17 protein-coding genes and 1 pseudogene are annotated in these 19,429 nt (G+C 51.4%); 2 read left to right on the forward strand and 16 right to left on the reverse strand.

All coding sequences use genetic code 11. The features are described 5' to 3' along the window. Positions 1-30 precede the first annotated feature (30 nt). From HNQ92_RS25325 to HNQ92_RS25345, 5 genes are read right to left on the reverse strand one after another with little or no spacing between them, the layout of a single operon-like run. A complete protein-coding gene (locus HNQ92_RS25325) occupies positions 31-1,230 on the reverse strand; it encodes an efflux RND transporter periplasmic adaptor subunit (protein ID WP_184178720.1) in 1,200 nt (399 codons plus the stop codon). A gap of 4 nt (positions 1,231-1,234) precedes the next feature. After that, a complete protein-coding gene (locus HNQ92_RS25330; protein ID WP_184178722.1) occupies positions 1,235-2,545 on the reverse strand; it encodes a heavy metal-binding domain-containing protein in 1,311 nt (436 codons plus the stop codon). Next, a complete protein-coding gene (locus HNQ92_RS25335; RefSeq protein WP_221307543.1) occupies positions 2,523-3,776 on the reverse strand; it encodes a TolC family protein in 1,254 nt (417 codons plus the stop codon). The genes HNQ92_RS25330 and HNQ92_RS25335 overlap by 23 nt, the downstream gene beginning before the upstream one ends. Next, entirely contained in the window at positions 3,760-5,694 is a 1,935-nt protein-coding gene (locus tag HNQ92_RS25340; RefSeq protein WP_184178726.1) for an efflux RND transporter permease subunit, read from the reverse strand. The genes HNQ92_RS25335 and HNQ92_RS25340 overlap by 17 nt, the downstream gene beginning before the upstream one ends. Next, the gene (locus tag HNQ92_RS25345) at positions 5,691-6,986 is read right to left on the reverse strand and encodes an efflux RND transporter permease subunit (RefSeq protein WP_184178728.1); all 1,296 of its coding nucleotides are present in this window, start codon (positions 6,984-6,986) and stop codon (positions 5,691-5,693) included. The genes HNQ92_RS25340 and HNQ92_RS25345 overlap by 4 nt, the downstream gene beginning before the upstream one ends. A gap of 976 nt (positions 6,987-7,962) precedes the next feature. On the opposite strand from HNQ92_RS25345, the gene HNQ92_RS25350 reads away from it, so the two are divergent. After that, a complete protein-coding gene (locus HNQ92_RS25350) occupies positions 7,963-8,202 on the forward strand; it encodes a copper chaperone (RefSeq protein ID WP_184178731.1) in 240 nt (79 codons plus the stop codon). A gap of 189 nt (positions 8,203-8,391) precedes the next feature. Here the strand turns inward: HNQ92_RS25350 and HNQ92_RS25355 are convergent, their stop codons facing one another. Together HNQ92_RS25355 and HNQ92_RS25360 are read right to left on the reverse strand one after the other, a co-directional pair. Continuing rightward, positions 8,392-9,747: an IS110 family RNA-guided transposase gene (locus HNQ92_RS25355; protein WP_184178733.1), complete on the reverse strand. Its 1,356-nt coding sequence runs from the start codon at positions 9,745-9,747 to the stop codon at positions 8,392-8,394. A 625-nt stretch (positions 9,748-10,372) separates the two neighbouring features. Continuing rightward, complete coding sequence (locus HNQ92_RS25360; RefSeq protein ID WP_184178736.1) at positions 10,373-10,600, reverse strand: type II toxin-antitoxin system Phd/YefM family antitoxin; 228 nt, start codon at positions 10,598-10,600, stop codon at positions 10,373-10,375. A gap of 367 nt (positions 10,601-10,967) precedes the next feature. Between HNQ92_RS25360 and HNQ92_RS25365 the strand changes: the two genes are divergently transcribed. Next, a complete protein-coding gene (locus tag HNQ92_RS25365; protein WP_184178738.1) occupies positions 10,968-11,678 on the forward strand; it encodes a recombinase family protein in 711 nt (236 codons plus the stop codon). A gap of 390 nt (positions 11,679-12,068) precedes the next feature. On the opposite strand, the gene HNQ92_RS25370 is transcribed toward HNQ92_RS25365, so the two are convergent. From HNQ92_RS25370 to HNQ92_RS25405, 9 genes and pseudogenes are all read right to left on the reverse strand, one after another. Then, positions 12,069-12,728: a hypothetical protein gene (locus tag HNQ92_RS25370; protein ID WP_184178740.1), complete on the reverse strand. Its 660-nt coding sequence runs from the start codon at positions 12,726-12,728 to the stop codon at positions 12,069-12,071. Positions 12,729-12,752: 24 nt separating this feature from the next. After that, entirely contained in the window at positions 12,753-14,999 is a 2,247-nt protein-coding gene (locus HNQ92_RS25375; protein ID WP_425504317.1) for a DEAD/DEAH box helicase, read from the reverse strand. Further along, positions 14,985-15,320, reverse strand: a pseudogene (locus HNQ92_RS29240) (DEAD/DEAH box helicase); the annotation flags it as partial. The gene HNQ92_RS25375 and the pseudogene HNQ92_RS29240, both read right to left, overlap by 15 nt. Further along, positions 15,278-15,625 carry a DEAD/DEAH box helicase family protein gene (locus HNQ92_RS29245; protein ID WP_184178744.1) on the reverse strand — a complete coding sequence of 116 codons (348 nt, stop codon included), beginning with the start codon at positions 15,623-15,625 and terminating at the stop codon, positions 15,278-15,280. The pseudogene HNQ92_RS29240 and the gene HNQ92_RS29245, both read right to left, overlap by 43 nt. A 53-nt stretch (positions 15,626-15,678) precedes the next feature. After that, on the reverse strand, positions 15,679-15,846 hold the full coding sequence (locus HNQ92_RS25385) for a hypothetical protein (RefSeq protein WP_184178746.1): 168 nt from the start codon (positions 15,844-15,846) through the stop codon (positions 15,679-15,681). Positions 15,847-16,167: 321 nt separating this feature from the next. Further along, positions 16,168-17,004 (reverse strand): DUF6602 domain-containing protein, encoded by an 837-nt coding sequence (locus HNQ92_RS25390; protein WP_184178748.1) that lies wholly within the window; start codon positions 17,002-17,004, stop codon positions 16,168-16,170. Positions 17,005-17,009: 5 nt separating this feature from the next. Further along, entirely contained in the window at positions 17,010-17,945 is a 936-nt protein-coding gene (locus HNQ92_RS25395) for an AAA family ATPase (RefSeq protein WP_184178750.1), read from the reverse strand. Further along, entirely contained in the window at positions 17,945-18,451 is a 507-nt protein-coding gene (locus HNQ92_RS25400) for an HORMA-1 domain-containing protein (RefSeq protein WP_184178752.1), read from the reverse strand. The genes HNQ92_RS25395 and HNQ92_RS25400 overlap by 1 nt, the downstream gene beginning before the upstream one ends. Positions 18,452-18,454: 3 nt before the next feature. Then, entirely contained in the window at positions 18,455-19,420 is a 966-nt protein-coding gene (locus tag HNQ92_RS25405; RefSeq protein WP_184178754.1) for a CBASS oligonucleotide cyclase, read from the reverse strand. Positions 19,421-19,429: the final 9 nt, after the last annotated feature.

Here is a 19,429-nt window from a genome sequence, read left to right on the forward strand (position 1 = left end):
AAACAGGGCAATACGTACAAGAACTGTTCCTCAGTGATTATGCTCTCCGGCAGGCACCTTCCCTTTCTTCAGCACATATTCGCTATACAGAAGATAAGCGCCCGACAGCACGGCAACCTCTCCTTCCTTCAAACCTTCTTTGATTTCGACCCGGTTGAAGTTCTCGGCTCCCAGCCGTACCGTTCGTGCCTGGAAAATACCCGGTTCGGTTTCCAGCCAGACATGCGCCCCATTGCCGTCCCGAATGACGGCATCCACGGGCAGGGTGATGGCGGCGGAACTGCTAGTGACCGGCACCTGCACCATCACCTGCATACCGGGCCGGTATTGCCGCCCCGCATTGGACAGGCTGCCCCGCAGCGTAAGCAGCTGGCTACCGGCCTGAAGGGCCGGCTCGATGAATTCGATCCGCATGGACCGGGTTTCGTTTTCACTTCCTGCCATTTGCACTTTCACCTCTTGCCCCTTTGTAATCAGACTGGCTTCGGAGGGGTACACATCCGCTTCAATCCACACGTTCTGGTATCCTTCGAGACGCATGATGGAGCCTCCCTCGGGCACGTACTGGCCTTCGGTAACAAACAGCTCGGCTACCACCCCGCTGGCAGGTGCCGGATACGCTACGTAGGGGTTGGTTTTTCGGCCTGTCCGTAGCTCCTCAATCTGCCGGGGAGACTGATCGTAGAGTTGCAACCGTTGCCGGGCGGCCTCCAGAATACTCTGGAACCGGTCATTGTCAGGAAATTGCCCGGCCTGCGCCGATGCCACCAGGTACTCCTGCTGCAAAGAGGCGAGCTGTTCAGAATAAATTCTGTACAGGATCTGACCTTTCTTTACCGATACACCCGTTTCCCGGATATACAGGTTTTCAATCCGTCCGGGCACCCTGCTGGTCACGTACTCAATTTGTGAGGGATCGAGCGCCACGCGGCCATTCAGCTGCCGGGACGACGAAAAAGTACCCGTCCGGACCGTATCCGTAGTAACATTGGCCAGCAGCCGCTGGCTTTCGCTGAGCATCAGACTGGCCTGATCGGCGTTCCGCTCCACGGGCACCAGGTCCATGCCACAGATTGGGCAGGTACCGGGAGCGGGTTGTACGATCTGCGGGTGCATGGGGCAGGTGTAGCTGGGCCCATCGGCAGCCGCAGCCTCCTCCTGCTTTTCTGTACAGAAGAGCAGGGAAGTACCTATCAACAGAAGTATAAGGATGTTCGGTAGCTTTTTCATACGATCAAAAATCGGCCGGAGCCCGGATAAAACTTTCACTGTCCACCAGATAGCTGGCGCTTTTGGCTACCTGCCACCCGGTTATATCGTCCAGTACATGTACCAACCCTTCGGCCCGCAGGCCGGTCTGCACGTGTTTGGGTTTAAATACTGCCCCCTCTTTCTTGAAAATCACCGAGCTGGCACCCAGGCCCACCACGGCGCTTTGGGGTAGCCAGGCCCCTGTCTCCTTCACCCCCGGTATCTCCGCCCTGAGCAATTGACCGGGGTACAACGTGGTTTGCCGCAGGTACATGCGGGCGATGGCAAAATTGTCGCTCCCGCGCTGGACGGGCTCCACGAGGCCGATAAACCCTGGCTGCAGGTCGGTTGCGCCGGTCAGGGGGGTGTACAGGACCTTTTGTCCGCGTTTTACCTCCTGCGCCAGGGCCGGATCCAGGTAAAAGTCAGCCACCAGGCTACTGGCTTTGTAGATGGTAAATACGGCCTCACCGGCGTTGACGTACTGTCCCTCCCGAATCAGTACGGCGGTGTTTTTGGAAACCTGGGGGGCCGGCGTGGATGGGGCGGAAGGCGCACTTCCCATTCCGTTCATTCCCATGCCCCCCAAAGCCGCTCCCCCCGAAGCGGGTGCGAAAGGCTCGGTAGCGGGGGACGCCAGTACCGACTGGTCTACGATGTACCCACCGGCGGGGCTGTAAACGGGCACCCGGTACAAGGGCTTCCCGGATTGGATTACTTTGTCTATCTGCGCATCTGTCATACCCAGTAGCCGGAGCTTTTGCCGCACCCCTTGCCGGAGCGCCGGATTGTTGTCCTGCTGATGGATGTAAATCAGTTCACGCTGGGCGGCCGCCAGCTCGGGAGAGTATATTTCCATGAGCAACTGTCCCTTCCGGACGGGCTGGAAATTGTACCGGATGCCCACCCGTTCGATCCGGCCCGCCACCCGGCTGGACACACTGACCTGCTGGCGGGTATCGTAGGCTACTTTGCCCTGCACCGAAAGGGTCACAATGCGGGTACCGGTTTGGGGCCGTACGGTAGGTATGTCAGAAATCACCTGTTTATTGGTTGCTTTCAACAGGGGGCGCAGTATACTATCTATGGGCACGTCATCCCCGGTTGCCATGGGCACCAGATCCATGCCGCAAATCGGGCAGCTGCCGGGCTCGTCGCGCACGATCTGCGGATGCATCGGGCAGGTATAGCGGGTTGGATGCTCGTGGGCTGTTTCAGACCCCGAATCGCAACCCAGCGCAGCCACCACAAACACCAATACCAGCCACATATTACCTATACAGTTCCTGTTCATACTTGACAATCATTTGGTACAATTTGCCTTTCTCTTCCAGAAGTTCCAGTTGCATCATGTTGAGCGCCTCCCAACTATTCAGCAATTCGGTCAGCGACAGTTTGTTTTCCTGATACACCAGAAACCCCGCATCAAACGCTTTCTGCAGAGCGGGTATCACGCGGGTATCCAGCGCCAGTATCCGGGCTTCCATGGCTATGAGTTCGGCCTGCATGGCGTAGAGCATCCCCTGGGTTTCCTGCAGCATGGCCGCCCGTTCTTTTTGCATGGCCTGAATACTCAGCTCCATGGCCCGGATGTCTGATTTGTACATTTTGGCCGACCAGGAGGCAAATGGAATTTTCACCATGCCCATCAGGCTGAAGACCTGGGGCATCATGCCGCCCAGGGGTGTCATGTGGTCGAACTGAATCCGGAGATCGGGCTTGCGTTGCAGGGCCATGGCGTCTATGTTCAGCCGCATGGACTCGATTTCAGCATTCATACGGGCGATATCGCTGCGGTCAGCTGCCAGGCTCAGGGTATCGTAGCGCACCACCGGAACAAACTGCGGCCGGAAGGTGGTATCGATCCGGAATTCGATAGCTCCATCCCGGTTCATCAGGGCGTTCAGGGCCGCTTCGGCCCTTTCTATCTCACCGGCCTGCATCAGCATCATGTTCCGGTTTTTTTCAATTTCGGCCTCGGCCCGGTAGATGCTACTCAGGGGTGCCTGGTTGAACGGGTACCTGACTTCTTCCACTTTCTTCATCATAGCCAGTATTTCCTCGTTCCTTTCCAGGACTCTGATTTGCCGGAGGGCCACCAGCCAGGCAAAGTAGTTGCTCTTGGCTTCGGCCCGCAGCCGGTTCAGGACCACTCCCCTACCTACCGTTTCGACCCTGGCTCTGGATTCGATGTAGCTCCTCTCGGCCCGCAGGCGCGACAGATTGGGCAGTTCCTGCTCGGCGCGCAGCATGAGCATGCCCCGGTCGCGGCCGTCCATGACCTTCTGCCCCGGATAGGGCATCATGAAGGTGCCCAGGCCCACCATGGGGGCCATCCAGGCGGTGGCCGCTTCGGCTTTGTAACGGTAGCTTTCGGCCCGGGGACCGTAGGGCTGCAGTTGAAGGTTTTCGGCCTCTATCCTGCTGAGGATTTCGGGCAGGGACAGGACTTCCTCCTGCTGTGCCAGAACGCCCAGCGGAAGGAATAAAAGCACTCCCAACCACCATTTAATGCTGTACGTCATACACTTCCAGTTTACCGAATTTCCGTAATTCATATTCTTTGGTCATTAAAAAAATGAGGGGGGTCACCAGCAGGATGTGGGTTGAGGAAGTGAGCACCCCGCCGATCATCGGCAGCACAATGGGCTTCATTACGTCGGTCCCCACACCGGTAGCCCACAGGACAGGAATCAGACCAAAGAGCGACACGCATACCGTCATCAGCTTGGGGCGGAGGCGCTTGGCCGCCCCCCGAATTACGTATTCGCGCAGGTCGTCCCTGCTGATGGTTTCGCTGGAATTCCCTTTTTCTTTGATCAGCTGCTGCATGGCATCATTGAGGTAGATCACCATGACAATCCCCGTTTCTACCGCAATGCCGAACAGGGCAATGAAGCCCACCGCAACGGCTACGGACAGGTTGACCCCCCAGAAATAAATGATGTAGGCACCGCCGATCAGCGCAAAGGGGATCGTGAGCAGGCTCAGAATGGCTTCTCGAAACGAGCGGAAGGCGAAGTAAAGCGAAAAGAAAATGATGACCAGCACAATGGGGGCAATGATCAGAAGTGTGCGCTGACCCCGGATGAGGTTCTCGTACTGACCGCTCCATTCCAGAAAGTACCCTTCGGGCAGGATGCCCTTCTGTCCGTTGATTTTGGCCATGGCCTCTTCTACCGTACTTCCCAGGTCCCGGTCGCGAACGTTGAACATGACCGCACCGCGCAAAATGGCGTTCTCGGAAGTAATCATGGGCGGGCCGTCCTCGAACACCACATCGGCTACGGCCTGCAGGGGCACTTCCCCAAAGCCGGGAGCCTGCAAAGGAATCCGCCTGATCTCCTCCACGCTGTTGCGATAGTCCTGGGCCAGCCGTACGCTGATGGCGAAGCGCTGCCGACCCTCGATGGATTGCCCCACGGTAGCGCCGCCCAGGGCACTCTCCACGGTCTGGTTCACGTCGTCCACCGTAAGCCCATACCGGCCTAGGTCGGCTCTCCGAACCTGAATGGACAGGTACTTCCCTCCCGTGATGGGCTCTACGTACAGGTCCGTTACCCCGGGGGTACCTTCCAGGGCCGCCTTTACTTTTTCGGATACGGCCGCTATCTGGTACAAATCCTGTCCGTACACTTTGATACCCACATCGGTCCGAATTCCCGTCGCCAGCATGTTGATGCGGTTGATGATGGGTTGGGTCCAGCCATTCACCACACCGGGGATCTGCAGTTTCTTATCCAGCTCGCTAATAATGTCCGCCTTGGTCAGGCCCTCGCGCCACTGCGCCTTGGGTTTGAGCATGATGATGGTCTCGATCATACTGATGGGCGAGTTGTCGGTGGCCGTACTCGCTCGCCCCGCTTTGCCGAGCACCTGCACCACCTCGGGCACCGACATGATGATCTTGTCCTGCACCTGCAGAATCCGTTTGGCCTCGGCGTTGGAGATGTCGGGCAGTGTCACGGGCATGAACAGGATACTTTGCTCATCAAGCGGGGGCATAAACTCACTACCCAGACTCATAAGCAGGGGAATGGAAATTAGTAAGGCTATAATATTAACCCCCAAAGTCGTTTTACGCCATTTCAGAATAGTACGGATGGCGGGTTCGTAAAACCGTTCCAGAACCCGGTTGATGGGGTTGGCGTTGTCCGGTCGGAACTTGCCCTTCATAAAGAAAGAAATGAGCACCGGGGCCAGCGTGAGCACCAGCAGGGCATCCATCAGCATGATGAAGGTCTTGGTATAGGCCAGTGGGTGAAAAAGCTTGCCTTCCTGCCCTGTAAGCATGAACACCGGCAAGAACGAGGTAATGATGATGATGGTGGCAAAGAATACCCCTCGCGATACCTGCTTGCTCGATTTTTCGATTATCGCCAGACGCTCTTCCTCCGATATCCAGTTTTCCTTCGGTTTTTTATTTCTTCGTAGCCACTTCATTGCGGTTCGTTTTTTTGTTGCTGTTCCCACTGAGCATAGCGCTCGGCCAGGTGTTTGTACGCGTTTTCACTCATGATGATCCCATTGTCCACAATGACCCCGATCGCGAGGGCTATGCCGGTGAGGGACATGATGTTGGAAGAGATATCGAAGGCATTGAGCAGAAGGAAGCTGGCGGCAATGGTAATGGGAATCTGGATAATGATGCTCAGGGCGCTGCGCCAGTGAAACAGAAACACGATCACGATCAGCGATACCACGATCATTTCTTCAATGAGGGTATGCTTGATGCTGTCGATGCTTTCCTGAATCAGCTCGCCCCGGTCGTAGACGATGTTGAACGAAACGCCGGGCGGCAGGCCCTTGGCAGCTTCCACCATTTTAGCTTTCACCCGCTCGATGACGGCCGCCGCATTTTCTCCGTAGCGCATCACCACAATGCCCCCCACCTTTTCGCCTTCACCGTTCCGGTCAAAGATACCCAGGCGGGTTTCCCCGGCCATTTGCACGGTACCTACGTCGGCAATCCGAACCGAGATGCCTTTCTGGTTTTTAACGGGAATGTTTTCTATTTCCTCCATGCTTTTGAGATAGCCGGAGGTGCTGATGACATAGCCGATATCACTCATTTCGAACTTCCGGCCCCCGCTCTCATTGTTGTTGGCCCGGACCGCCGCTATGACATTATTGACGGCCAGGTCATAGTAGAGCAATTTGTTAGGGTTAAGGGTAACCTGGTATTGCTTCTGGAAGCCCCCGAAAGAGGCGATCTCGCTCACCCCCTTCACATTCTGGAGGGCAAATTTGACGTACCAGTCCTGAATGGCGCGCTGCTCGCCCAGGTCGAGCTCGGGGGCATCGAGGGTATACCACAGGATGTGTCCGACGCCGGTACCGTCGGGCCCAAGTTGGGGGCTCACGCCCTCCGGCAGGCTTTGCGAAACGGTACTCATGCGTTCCAGTACCCGCTCCCGGGCCCAGTAGATATCCACCTCATCCTCAAAAATGATGTAAATGAAGCTCATACCGAACATGGAATTGGCCCGAACGTACTTGACGTCGGGAAGCCCCTGCAGGTTGGTGACCAGGGGGTAGGTAATCTGATCTTCGATCAGCTGGGGACCCCGGCCCATCCACTCGGTGAATACAATGACCTGGTTTTCGGACAGATCGGGTATGGCGTCGATGGGATTGTTACGGACGGCAAAAAAGCCCCATACGAATAAGCCCGTCGCCAGAATAAGGACGATGTAACGGTTTTGCAAGGACCATTCTATAATGCGATGTACCATGATAAGGTAATGAGTAGCTGGTGGGTTAGTAGGGTACCGGTAAGGGTTGCGGGTAGTAAGGGAATTCCGCATAGCCGTAAGGCCGGCATCATTAGAATACCCGGAATCGAAAAATCGGCAGCCTGACCAACCAGTCAGAATTCAATGAAGAAACGAACCGATTAACAGTCATAAGTACACACTTGGGCATGTGCCCGGGCTAAACAAAGAGTGGGGGGATCAAATGACCCAGGTGCAAAGAATGGCTAGAATATAGGCAACAGTATAGACGGGAGGGCCGCTATCAGAGAAAATAGGCCATGCAACGGATCCAAGGGAAGTGGGATGCCTGAGCATGCGAAGGAATTCAGGAAAAGGAAATAGCCCCATGAGAACTTGAATCGGCCCCCAACCGGATTGGGATTGTATCTCAAGTTTAACCAGTTGCGCTTTTTCCTGACAGCAGGGTACTTTGTCAAAGGAAGTGGCATGGTCGTGTTTTGAAACATCAACGGCCTGGGGGGATTGGCAGCTTTTGGAACAGGTTTCCAGGCCTATCCACACCGACTGTGACTTACCCCTCATCAGGCACTCATGATCCACGATGACCAACCCCATGCTGCTTATCAGAAGCAGAAGGGCCATCATCAGCGAAACAAGTCTCAGGAATCGGGGCTTTCTCATCGATTTTATAAACCTTGAATGCAAACGTATTCATTTTAGGCCAATTCCGTATTACATAATTTTGTGCCAGGTATACATCTTTTTTTCTAATTCTTTCCGGAAAGAGTCATGCTTGGGAAGATATTATGCCCCTCCGTTCCCTTTTCGGAAAGGGCCTGTATTGGGCAAAGCTGTGCACATGCTGTTGAATCAAGTCCCGGAAAGTCGTGCATCAGGTAGCTATTTAAGGGAAGATTTGTTTTGGCACACCCTTCTTTACTTTCCTGGCTGGAATGACGCTTTTGATTTCACCACTTCAAACCGAACAAATGCTATGAAAATAATAAAATTCAAAACCAACATGAACAGTGAAGGCCGTGTGGCGGGTGTAGCCCCCTTTCTGGATGGGAGTGAGAACATCTCCAGCTGGCAGGTCAACACCGAACACCCGGATAAGGTGTTGAGCGTAGCGGGTGAGCAAATCGAACCGGGTCAAATAAAAGAGCTAGTCAAAAAGGCTGGATTTGAAGCGGAGGTGATTCGTGTGCAGGGGATCGGTGGCGTTGACCTCTAATTGGGCTCCTTTATGTAAGCGAGTGAAAAATTTCTGTAAAGCAGCGAGATGTTCAAGCCGTGTGAAGGTCTTCCCTGCTTCTGATGGATAGGTCCATTTCTTGGATAGGTCGTTGATAGTCAGGTAGACCAGTTTTAAAAGGGTCATCCCTGAGGTAATTCTGACTAACGTTCCGCATCACTCTATAAATCACGTATTTACAAAGCCGAGTTCTTCCTTAGCCAAGCCTAATTTACCTATTTGTTTTTTCATTTTTGCAATCACTGCCAGCTTTCTTTTCTCATCAAGAAACAGGTATTGTGTAGGCGGTTGGTAAGGCACCTGCTTCACTACCATATTCCAGATAATGACTGCGAGCTTCCTTGCCGTGGCACTCACGGCTACAGTTCTGCCTTTGCGATAAGCTACTCTTTTGAAGAAATTGGACAGATGCGTGTCTTTAAGATTGCCAATTGCATTGGCTGCATTGCGCAGCGCAATTTTGAGCCGGTTGCTTCCTTTGGGCGTTTTGCTGCTTAGCAGCTTGCCTCCACTGATTCTGTTGTTGGGAGACAGCCGCAGCCAGGAGGCAAACTCTTTGGCTGTGCTGAACTTTTTAAATCCCTCCGGTCCCACTTCGCTCATGATGGTGAGGATGGTACTGTGGCTTACACCTTCGATGCTCATCAAGTCTGTGCCCCCAAAGTACTGATAGGACGCCTGATTAAGATCTATGCCTTTGATGGCGTTTTTATTGACACGCTTATGCCCCTTATCACTTGTTTTGAGTTTCTTCTTTTCCGGGTCAGTATTGATTTGTCTTTTGAGCAGTGTATTGATTTGTATCTCACACTCGGCTATCTTCTTCTGATAAAACTGATAGCTTTCATATTCCTGTTTCAGTCCGAAAAGATAGTCTTTACGATTGTTTCCTTTCAGGGCTTTGGCTATCTCGTCCTTGCTTTTTCTGCAGTTGCCATGACGATGTTCTGATAGCTTTTCCGGGTCGAGATTGCCCTTGCAGATGTCGGCAATGATGGCAAGTCCGGTGAGCCCGCACACATCGCGCACCACCACATCCAGCCGGAAGTTCAGCAACTTCAGATACTTCTGCATCTTATGCGTGGCTTCTGCTGCAAGGTCTATCATATTCTGCCGCTGACGGCAGTAAGTGCGTAGCGTTTCGGTGGTATCATCTGGCAGAAAACTGCCGGAAAGAAGTCCCATAGTGTGCAGCTTCTGTATCCACCTGGCATCTTTTACATCGGTTTTCTTGCCCTTGATGTTTTTGGTGAACTTGCCGTTGCACAGCGTCACTTCCATGCCGTGCTTTACGAGCTCCACATACAGGTTTTGCCAATAGTTGCCTGTGCTCTCCATAGCCACTGATGTGATGCCATGTGCCTGCAAGTGCTGCGCCAGTGCGATGAGCTCATCGGCATAGACGCCAAATTCTTTTACATCTCCATCTCCTTGTCCGATGGCTACAAAATGGGAGCGGCTGCCTACATCAATGCCTGCGCAGTGTGGATGGATAATGTCCATCTCAATTTTGTTCTTTGTCATGATAAAAAGTTTTTAAAATGACTCAGAGGGAACGTATTTTTGGGTTGAGAATTATTCTGAACGGGGTTCCCGATAGCTATCGGGACCTCCATTGAAATTATCAACATCCCGGTGCTACGAACACCGGGATTTTACATTCCAACCAGAATGACACACGGGCTCCTTAAGCTCCAATGCTTAAAAGGGTCTTGCAATGAGTCGAAATGAAGATAAGACGCCTTGTTGACACGTATCTTCGTTAGCTGGAGAAATTATTTTCTCGTGAGAAAAATAGGGAATGGCACCCAACGTCTTGTTACTTACCTAATCTGCCTGTGCATTAAAGGTTACCCGTTATTTAATATTCGGTCACTTGTAGAAATAGCACCTGTTGCTACGTTCTACCCAATCCTGGATAAATTTCCAGACAATGTGGGGATGTTAATTATACCTGCCAATAAAGTTAGCCTAAGTATCTACACAAATTATATTTAGTTAGCAACTTGTCAGGTTGTTTGAATTGCACTTCCCAAAATTGTACGGCTTGTGCTTCTGAGGGTTTGATTATAGCCAATTACGAACATCATCAGGAAGTCCACACCGTACCAGTACCACCCTTTCATTCTGTAACGATTTTCGAGCTAAATTACCTGGCTTCTCCTGCCTGGCCTTTATCTCCGGTCTCCTTCTCTCTTACAGCGGCAGTCAGTTCGAGGTACTGCTCCCAGTCCCGGACCGACACCAGGACGGCGACGGTCTTACCCTGCCGAGTGACCCGGGTGGGCTCGTGGAGGTAGGCCGCCCGGTTGAGCAGGTCCGAAAGCTGCTCGCGCATCTGCTGGGCGGTCACGCTGTTGATTTCATTAGTTTCCATAGTTCTGAAATTTTATAGTTAAATAAAAGAAACAGTGAAATTATTAAAATTAAAGTAATTATAAAAGTTACTAATAGAAGGAAGTTATAGAAAACTAGAATCTTAAATAACAATGAAATATATAGAAACCTGTATACAATGATTCATAATAACCTTACAAATCTTATGTAAGTAAAGCTGTTCCTCAAATTTTACATCATACAAACGGTCGTCTGTAAGTGGAAAACCTTGATTTAACAAACCTACAACGACCGTCGTAGGTTTGTTAAATCGCTTGGTATTCACTACCTTTGGCCTGCCATTCTGACAAGATCCGCCCGGCGCACTGGCCCCGCGGCGGGCGGCAAAGCCAAAACAACACCCCCACATGAGCGCGGACGCAAAGGAGTACGTGGCCTACTACCGGGTCTCAACCAAGAGGCAGGGCGACAGCGGACTTGGCCTCGAGGCCCAGCGCACCTACATCAACCATTTCTACGGCGGACGAAACATCATCGCCGAGTTCACCGACGTCCGCAGTGGTAGGGACATCAAGAACCGCGAGCAGCTTCTGGCGGCCCTGGCACTCTGCCGCCAGCGGAAGGCCACGCTGGTGGTGGCCAAGGTGGACCGCCTCAGCCGCGACACCGGGCAGGCGCTGTGGATCTACCGCGAGCTGGAGGAGCGGCTGGAAAGCTGTGACATCCCCAACCTCGACAAGTTCACACTGACGCTTTTCATGGCCATCGCCGACCGGGAGCGGGAACTGACGAGTATCCGGACAAAAGTGGCCCTGGTGCAGAAGGTGAAGCAGAGCGGAGAGTGGAGGGAGGGAAGTGACTCCTTCCGGAGCGGAGAAGCGAGCCGGATGGGAACCGCAGTCGTCCGCCAGGTTGCCCGGCGGAATACCAATAGCCGCCAGGCGATGGCGCAGGTGAGGCACCTCTTGGCCGAGGGGCACAACTACAGCCGGATCGCCCTCCAACTCAACGAGCACGGGTTCCGCGCCCCCAGGGGTGGCAAGTACTCGGCCATGCAGGTGAAGCGATTGTGTGAACGCCTGGCAGAGACGGAAGCGGCGGAAAACCAGGGAAGTTAGCGCACAAGTTGCCACCACTGGGCTTCGGATCTTTACTGAACGCAACCATCTGGTCCTTCAGGAGGGCCTTGCGTAAGTATCGACGTCGGGTACGAGTCAACGTTGAAAGGGATTTGCTTGTAAGGATTGATTCAAGGCAATATTCGCTTGCGGGGAAAATCGAACCATTGAGTAGTTACCCCATAGCAAAACGAAGGCCCTCTCGACAGAGGGAAGACAAAGTATGATTCTGACCAAACTTGAAGGACTGCTCAATGATCAGCTCGAAAATCTGAGGAAAATTCAGGTCAATTTGGACAAGGGTGATGGCTCAAGAGCTCCTGCTTACCATTCGCCAGCATCATTAGAATGAGGGAGTTTTGCTTTTTATTAAGCATCGACACGAAATCGCTAAGTCAGGGAGAACCGTGGGATCATACACTTTATTAAATCAATACACTCCTCCTGACAAGAAAGTAAATAGCCCTTAGGCTTTCGAACATCCAGCTCGTGCGCAGATTCGTTACGAATGCCTTTCAACTCCTTCAAAAATGCAGTTTGCTGTGGCGTAAAGAGTCCTTTGTCTACGGCATGGGAAATGAGATTTCCAAAGTTTATAGTGGATTTTTTCTGGTGTCTTTTCTGAAACTCTTCATCCTTTTCAAACCAGGTTTTTAAGATATTTTCCAGAATTTTGGCCATCGTGGCTACGGCTTGAACAGGTTGATCTGCACGAAGTAGCCTACCAGCCGAATCAATTTCCATTGCCACTTTGAGTGATATTGGTGTGAATAGCGCTGCAAGTTCGTCAAGCTTTTCAACGATGAGTACAATCGAAGGATCGGTTTGAGGTGCTTTTCGCATTAACTCTTGAACGAGCTCAGTTTGTCGATTGATTGCTCGGCTAGTTTGAGACACCATAAACTGTAAATCCGAGTAGGCTTGGTTCTGTTGAATAGTTGTCTGCCGCAGTCTTTTGATCTCCTGTTGCTGTGACCAAAAATAAAACACTAACACTAAAATGATTATCAGTGTAAGTGTTTGGGGGCGTAGTAATGGTTTCGATTTCATGGTTTTAAGAAGGTGATATAGAATTTAAGCTGAACACAAGACTCGCAGTCGTTCACAGCCGTGGGCCAGTAGTCCGCGACTGATTGTGGCCATCAAATTAGATGATTTTGTTGACAGTTTTTGTACTGATACACCGGGTTGAACGATGTACACCTCCAAAGCGAATTGATGCTGAGGGCTCGAAGCCACCAATTCAGCGAACATTTTGAGATTACCCTTTCTGAAAACTGATCCGGTTTGAGTTCGCTTATTGACCTGCTTGACCAGCACCTTCCTATTTCGCCAACGCGTCGATTTGGTAACCTGACCACACACGTCAAACAGATCATTATCGCGCTCACCCGAGGGTTTTCCGCCTGCCCCTTTGCAGTGGTACAGCCGTATCAATGGACTTCCGTCATCGTTCAAATCTACCGTGAGGTAATCGGCGCATTCGCCTGGTCGATGATCGTAGAAAACAATTTCGGAAGAACCATTTACGAGACGTTCACTCAGCCAATCATGAATGGACCTGAGCGGAGCTGTACACTCGCCAAACTCACGGTAGGGATCGACGTTATTTCCCTGCCAGTCGATCGCTTCCATCAAGGTTTCGGCATCGAACGGCGTATCATCAGCGGGTACGGGGAATATTTGATTTCCCTCCAAGATGGAACCATCTGCCAAATGAAACCGTAATGGGTTCTCGTTCAAGTATTCAATAATGTCATAACGACGTTTTGCCGCCCTTTCAATCTCCCACTTAGTTTGACTTTCATCTCTGTACTCGAAATGAGGATACGGTGACAACAAGTAGATGAGATTGACTTCTCCTTCTTCCAATCGAATTGTTACTTCGTAGCGATCAGGCTTCTCTGGAAGCCAGTTAACCGAAATGTCGGTATCGATCAATGACATGGGGCGAGTAACACCCGGAACAAACAGTAGCGGCGGCTTGTCGTAACATCCATTCTGCCAATCGGCTGCCAGCACTGTGAGTGCGGGCAGGACCTCGACATCGACCCCCGCGTCCAGGTAATCAAGCGCTATTCCAGTTGTGAACGGGGCAGGATTGACAATGTCGCCCGCCATCGAGGTAAACCAGCCAATTAATTGGGGAAGTTTGCTCTGCTCGAGTCGCCACACCTTGGACAGGCTGCTCAGGCCAATCGTCGTGACCCCATCGGGGGTAGTTCCTCTTCCGAACACATGGCCCCGGTGGTACAAAGTGCCGTCGCTTTTCTCGATGGCGACGTGAGCGGCCGACCCGGCTATTTGTCGGTAGGATTCGGCAACTGTTCCAGTGGCACGGTTGCGCATCCCCACATTAAATAACTCCAAGCTGGTAAAGCTACGGAGCACGCGATTGATTTTATTCAGTGACAAGCCCAGCACATGACCCTTCACGAATAAGGCTGCAATCTGTTTGAAAATGACATCCTCCCGACAAGTTGCACAAATGAAAAGTAGCCCGGCCTTCTCGTCATAATGGCAAACAAAAAGATGATATTCCGTGGTGCTGAGTACGCCCGCCGATGTCCACTTCGGAAGAGATTCCTCGCGGGCGATGAATGCCGCAGTTGCATGCTTCCGGTTCACCCAGGACTTTTTAACTGTGAAGCCTTGCAGGGCAGGCTTAGCCCATAGGTCGACCTCCCCGTGTACCTGGTACACCTTGGCATGGTTGAAAAGGCTGAAACTGTACAGGGAGAGGTCATCCAGCGTAGCTTCATCTCCAATGGCCTCATTGTTCTCGAACTCCTCCAAGAATTCGCGCGTCTGGATTTCCTTGCTGATTTGCCGCTGCCCAATGGCGCGGATTCGCCGTCCCCAGGCGCTGCTCTCCTGAAACAGGCTCTCCATATCATGGTTGATTTCTTCCTGAATGGCCAGAAACTTGGCATCGCCGAGCCCCTCGCCGTTTACCCGCGCGAATCGCCCCAAAAATTGCAGTGTAACGGATAAAGAGCGGTGAGGTGAATGCAGGGCCGCAATTTTCAACCGGGGCAAATCGAAGCCCTCACCCAGCATATTGACACAAATGACCCCATCCAATTCGCCCTTTCGCAACTGCGCCACCGTCCTTTCCGTTGCTCTATTGCTGAGTCCGCTATGCACGACTTCAAGTCGTAAAGTTGTCTCCTTACCGTAGATTTCTTGAAGCTTGATAGCCTGGGTACGGGTGTTGGCGCGTACCATGACTATATGCTGATAGCCGGATGCCTTGTCTTTGGCAAACTCATACGCCGTCTGGCGAGCGAGTTCTTTGTCTGGATCGAGTCCGCTTGCCACCGTGACCGGTATATACTGCATCTCTCCGTAGATTCCGTCTTCAAATGCCTTTTGAATGGGGTAGGTATAGACATACTTACCTTTAATTTCCTTACCGTCTCGCCGAAATGGAGTAGCTGTAAACAATACCACTCGGGCTTTGGGGAAAGCTTCGCAGAGTGCGTTCCAGGTCGGGGCCGGACTATGGTGCGCTTCGTCGACCAGTACGAGGTCGAATAAATCTTCGGGCGGATTTGAAACCGCTTTTTGAGCCGGGCTGGCACTGTTGGGCGTAGAAATCACCACATCGTATTGACGCAAACCCTCCCAGGCAGTATCTGAAGAGAGTACCTTATCATTTTCAAAAACATTGGGCGGTGGACATAGTCTTCTTTTATCTGGTTTCGTACGAAGCGGCTGGGTGTGATGACTAATACCCGCTTTGCCGACAGTAAGTAGGGAACCAGCATAAGAACGGCGGTCTTACCCGCACCCGTGGGCAAGACCGCTACGGCTGCACGGTCGTGCAAAGTAAAATGGGCATTGATGGCATTCAAAGCCCCTATTTGACTTTTCCGAAGGCCGGGCCTTCCCTTGATGGCGATTGGCTGCCGTACATCCAAATAGTGATCCGCAAAATAACGCATACAAGCTGCAGAAAAAAGGGCCGATTGTTGGTAAGTGCAATCGGCCCCGGTGACTACTTCTCTTTTCGAACGCCCTTATAAGGCGTACCGTCCTCCTTGCCAGACATGATCCGGCCAGTGTTGGCATCTCGTTTAAAAAACACGCCGTTGTGTTCGAATTGAGAACGCTGACGTACGGCTCCTTTGCGGTGGCCATCTCCTGTTGGATTGTTAACTGCCATGGGTTGTATAATTCTTTTTGGTTTGTTGTATACTTATCTATCAGGGCAATTGCATGAAAGTGATAGTTAGCTACCGAGACATTTTTTTTCTTAAAATGAATGCTCCTTTTGAATGAAATCTAACCAGTTTCGGGATATTTAGAGAATAGTCTAAAAACAAAAGTACAACGCTTTCTTAGAAATATTCTTCATGCAATTGCCCTACTTATCTATGCTGTTAACTTTTTATTTTTTGCCATGCGCAGCAAAATTTCCCGATTGAATAGCTTTCACAGATATATGCATTCTTTGCCGTCATGATTAAAAATGCCCGTCTACTGACTAAAGCTCCTCATCAATAGGGAAGTCGATTGCATTAGAGTATTCGCTCAGATCAATGGCGGCGACCGTGCCAATACTTTGTTGAAGATACCTCATCAGTTGAAGGAAAAATGAAACCAGCGACACATCCGGCTTGCTAAAAGTGACCCCATTCGGAACTCGGTTGGCGTAGTAGTCGACAATTCTCTCCTGGAAGTTGGTATTTTTACTGTCCTCTTCCCCTGCGTAGTCGATAAAGAAAGCACCGTAATCAACGGCACAACCCATGTCCAGCCCTTGCAGCCCCGTCAGTTTTTCTAGTTTACCTTTGATAGTTTCCGTCTTTTTGATGGTGTTGGTGCTGGCCAATATTCCCCCTAGAATCTTGGTAAGTGGTCTTGGATTGTATTTTTGGCCCCGGTCAATGATCGACGTCGATGTCCGTTTAAGTTTTCTTACACTTTCGATTTTCCTCCCAGCGTATTCCAGATAGCTGATACTTTCACCTTTCACCTCGACGGATCCCTTTAGGTCTGGTTTTACTTCGAAAACTGCGTAAACTCCCTCGGCTGGAATGTAGTGAATCCCGTTTTGGGTGAGTACGAAAGGCGTGTACTGCTGGTCGTAAATAACGAGGTCTATTTGGTCGCTGAGGTGCCCATTGCTGTCAACGATGATCGCCTTGTCGACAGAGTATCGATTAGGAAGGTACTTTCTCAGCCATTCAATCCAGGTTTCCTCCAAAGAGTCCCCCTTGGAGCCAGGATGCATGATGAACTCCCGATTCGTGTTTAATTGAGCCGTCATCTGGTTTTGAAGTCCAGAGAACAAGTCTTTTAAAATTATCCTATTTGCCATACTTTTCAAACTTCGGTAAAAGGTGGAGTCGGAAGCATGGCTTCCGTAATTTCTACCGCCCTGTGGGTATCTACCGCACGGTCGGGATAGGCATCCAGAACCAATGAAGGAAGCAAACGCTGCACCAAATCGGAAAATGTGAACCCGTATTCACGCCCTTTCTTGACTCCAGTAAGTGACACCAATTTGCCAATGTCTTGTTGTGAAAACCCAAGTTCTGAGAGGGGGCCGTCTAAAACTTTGTGTCGGCTAGCTTCATCCGGCCTTTTAAAGTAAACAATCTCTGCGGCCCGTCTCCTTATGGCCGGATCGAGTGCATTCGGCCTGTTTGTGCACATGATTACGGCAGCCGGAAATTTACCATTGCCCAGACTGTCAATACCCCGAATAAAGGCGTTGACACCCGCCTTATCCTCATGGTGCATTTGCTCGTTCTCTCGCGACTGGGCCAGCGCATCAGCTTCGTCCACTAGTAATATCACGGCCCCCCTCGACTTCCCGGACCCTGTTTTCATTTTTTTGGCTCGCTCCAGGGTGTAATCGAATGCCGACGATATTAGCTGAGTCATCTGGCCCACCCGCCCTTGGCCACGGGTGGAGAGGCTCAATGGGAACAGCTCTATGTCTAGATCATTTTGCCTGGCGACCGCATCACCGACAGTGTAAGCCAATTCTGATTTTCCCGAGCCCACGTCACCAGCCAGGACTATGAGGGGCGGTCTTCTTGTGACAAAGCCCAGGACTTTTGTTGCCCCTGGATGGTATTTGCTAGCCCACTCTTCCACTCCACGAGGGTTAATCAGAAGGCCGAGTATTTTCTTCAAGACTTCCTTTGTGTCGTCAAGTCCCACGAGCAATTCGTAACGCTCCCGCATGTCAGGGTCGGGAAAAATCACGGTTTTTTCAAATAATTCTGAAAACGAGGGTTTCAAGTTATCCATCAGTAGCCTTTTAGGGATGAGCGATCGAGTGATCTCCCACCCGACGCATATGTTTTATCTGCACTCAAATAGCCGTTGATCCCAGGTTCTGTACCGGGGGTTCTACTAAATGGGAGGGCTTTTTCAAAACTATCTTTTTCCGAAGTTGGTGCGTTGAAATAAGCCTGGCTGTAGGTGAGGAACGAAGCAAAACTCGCCCCGGCAACATTCGTCCCCGGTCTGATGCGGCCAGGATCATCGTCAGTCCCCCCATACGATAACTCTCCTGCCGTGTAGCGAAGGGTGGGCTCAATCCATTTACCGTCCCTCTTAAAGCCGAAGGTGACAGTGTTCAGATAGCCCTTTTTCAGAAATTCGACAAGTTCAGCTTCATACATCTCGATACTTACGTCGGAAGGGGAGCCGTAGTACCGTTGTATTCGCTTAAGATCGGTCGCCACTTTGGATGCCAGATACTTGGCGTGGGTGACCGTGAAGGTTTGGGTGCTTGTAATGCTATAACTCATGGTTCAGATTTGAAATGAAGGGCCGAATACTTTTTGCCAGTAATACACGGTCTTCTCCTTGGTGGTGGCCGCCAAAGCGGCATCTATCGCATCGCCCGCGTCAATAGCCGCATCGACGATTTGATCGGCCTGGGCTGAGGTATACAGCCTGGAGGCGTTATTTTTTGAATTAACGGGATCAATGATCCTGACGCGGTCGGAGTAGGTGGGGATCGAGGAAGCCGGGAAGTAATCAGTGAATGCGATGCGTTCGCGTAGGTTGGAAGTAGCTAGGTAGGTGAAGAAGTTCTGCAGGGCCTCAGGATAATCTGAAAAGTTTTTCCCGTCATCCAGCAGTCTGGCCATCACCAGTTCGACCATAAACGATTTGAATTTGAAATCGGTACGCTCAGATTTCATGTTTCGCACCCAGAATTTGGCAAGGCGAATCACCTGCGCAAAGTGGGTCTCCTGTTGGGCCTTGCGCTTGCGGATGAACTCAAGGTGCCTGGGGATGCACGTTTCCAGGAATGAACCGTCCTGCTGGCTCACCAGGCTACCGTACCAATCCGGATCGCCGGAATAAATGACTGGCACAACGTCCACGTTTAGTCCTGTTCGTGCGAAGGAAATTGTGACGCAGTAGGTCTGGGGTTTTACCTGCGCCTCATTCATATTTGGAAAAGCTTTTCTAAGCCTTGCCGCCAAATACTCCAAGAGGCTGTCGATATCGGAAGGCATGTCAGAGCCACTCACGTAACATGCCATGTCTATGTCGTTGAGCGTTCTGAGGGCTGTGCCTTTTGCCAGACTACCGGACAGCAAGATTTTCTTTAATGCGTAATCAGGATGTTCAGAAAGATATGCTGTTACCCTTTCCCGGACCCGTCTTGCCTGTTCTCGATAGGTGTCGGCTCTATCTTTTGGAAGATTTACTCTTTCCTTGGCGAATTGCACAATATCTTGGTGTGAAACGTGTTCTCTTGCCATAAATTTATG

Source organism: Rhabdobacter roseus, assembly GCF_014202275.1.
GTDB classification, from domain to species: domain Bacteria; phylum Bacteroidota; class Bacteroidia; order Cytophagales; family Spirosomataceae; genus Rhabdobacter; species Rhabdobacter roseus.

What these genes read in the sequence shown, in the direction of transcription:
- HNQ92_RS25325 (WP_184178720.1), bottom strand. Translation starts at nt 1,230, where the DNA reads ATGAAAAAGCTACCGAACATCCTTATACTTCTGTTGATAGGTACTTCC.
- HNQ92_RS25330 (WP_184178722.1), bottom strand. Translation starts at nt 2,545, where the DNA reads ATGAACAGGAACTGTATAGGTAATATGTGGCTGGTATTGGTGTTTGTG.
- HNQ92_RS25335 (WP_221307543.1), bottom strand. Translation starts at nt 3,776, where the DNA reads ATGACGTACAGCATTAAATGGTGGTTGGGAGTGCTTTTATTCCTTCCG.
- HNQ92_RS25340 (WP_184178726.1), bottom strand. Translation starts at nt 5,694, where the DNA reads ATGAAGTGGCTACGAAGAAATAAAAAACCGAAGGAAAACTGGATATCG.
- HNQ92_RS25345 (WP_184178728.1), bottom strand. Translation starts at nt 6,986, where the DNA reads ATGGTACATCGCATTATAGAATGGTCCTTGCAAAACCGTTACATCGTC.
- HNQ92_RS25350 (WP_184178731.1), top strand. Translation starts at nt 7,963, where the DNA reads ATGAAAATAATAAAATTCAAAACCAACATGAACAGTGAAGGCCGTGTG.
- HNQ92_RS25355 (WP_184178733.1), bottom strand. Translation starts at nt 9,747, where the DNA reads ATGACAAAGAACAAAATTGAGATGGACATTATCCATCCACACTGCGCA.
- HNQ92_RS25360 (WP_184178736.1), bottom strand. Translation starts at nt 10,600, where the DNA reads ATGGAAACTAATGAAATCAACAGCGTGACCGCCCAGCAGATGCGCGAG.
- HNQ92_RS25365 (WP_184178738.1), top strand. Translation starts at nt 10,968, where the DNA reads ATGAGCGCGGACGCAAAGGAGTACGTGGCCTACTACCGGGTCTCAACC.
- HNQ92_RS25370 (WP_184178740.1), bottom strand. Translation starts at nt 12,728, where the DNA reads ATGAAATCGAAACCATTACTACGCCCCCAAACACTTACACTGATAATC.
- HNQ92_RS29245 (WP_184178744.1), bottom strand. Translation starts at nt 15,625, where the DNA reads ATGCGTTATTTTGCGGATCACTATTTGGATGTACGGCAGCCAATCGCC.
- HNQ92_RS25385 (WP_184178746.1), bottom strand. Translation starts at nt 15,846, where the DNA reads ATGGCAGTTAACAATCCAACAGGAGATGGCCACCGCAAAGGAGCCGTA.
- HNQ92_RS25390 (WP_184178748.1), bottom strand. Translation starts at nt 17,004, where the DNA reads ATGGCAAATAGGATAATTTTAAAAGACTTGTTCTCTGGACTTCAAAAC.
- HNQ92_RS25395 (WP_184178750.1), bottom strand. Translation starts at nt 17,945, where the DNA reads ATGGATAACTTGAAACCCTCGTTTTCAGAATTATTTGAAAAAACCGTG.
- HNQ92_RS25400 (WP_184178752.1), bottom strand. Translation starts at nt 18,451, where the DNA reads ATGAGTTATAGCATTACAAGCACCCAAACCTTCACGGTCACCCACGCC.
- HNQ92_RS25405 (WP_184178754.1), bottom strand. Translation starts at nt 19,420, where the DNA reads ATGGCAAGAGAACACGTTTCACACCAAGATATTGTGCAATTCGCCAAG.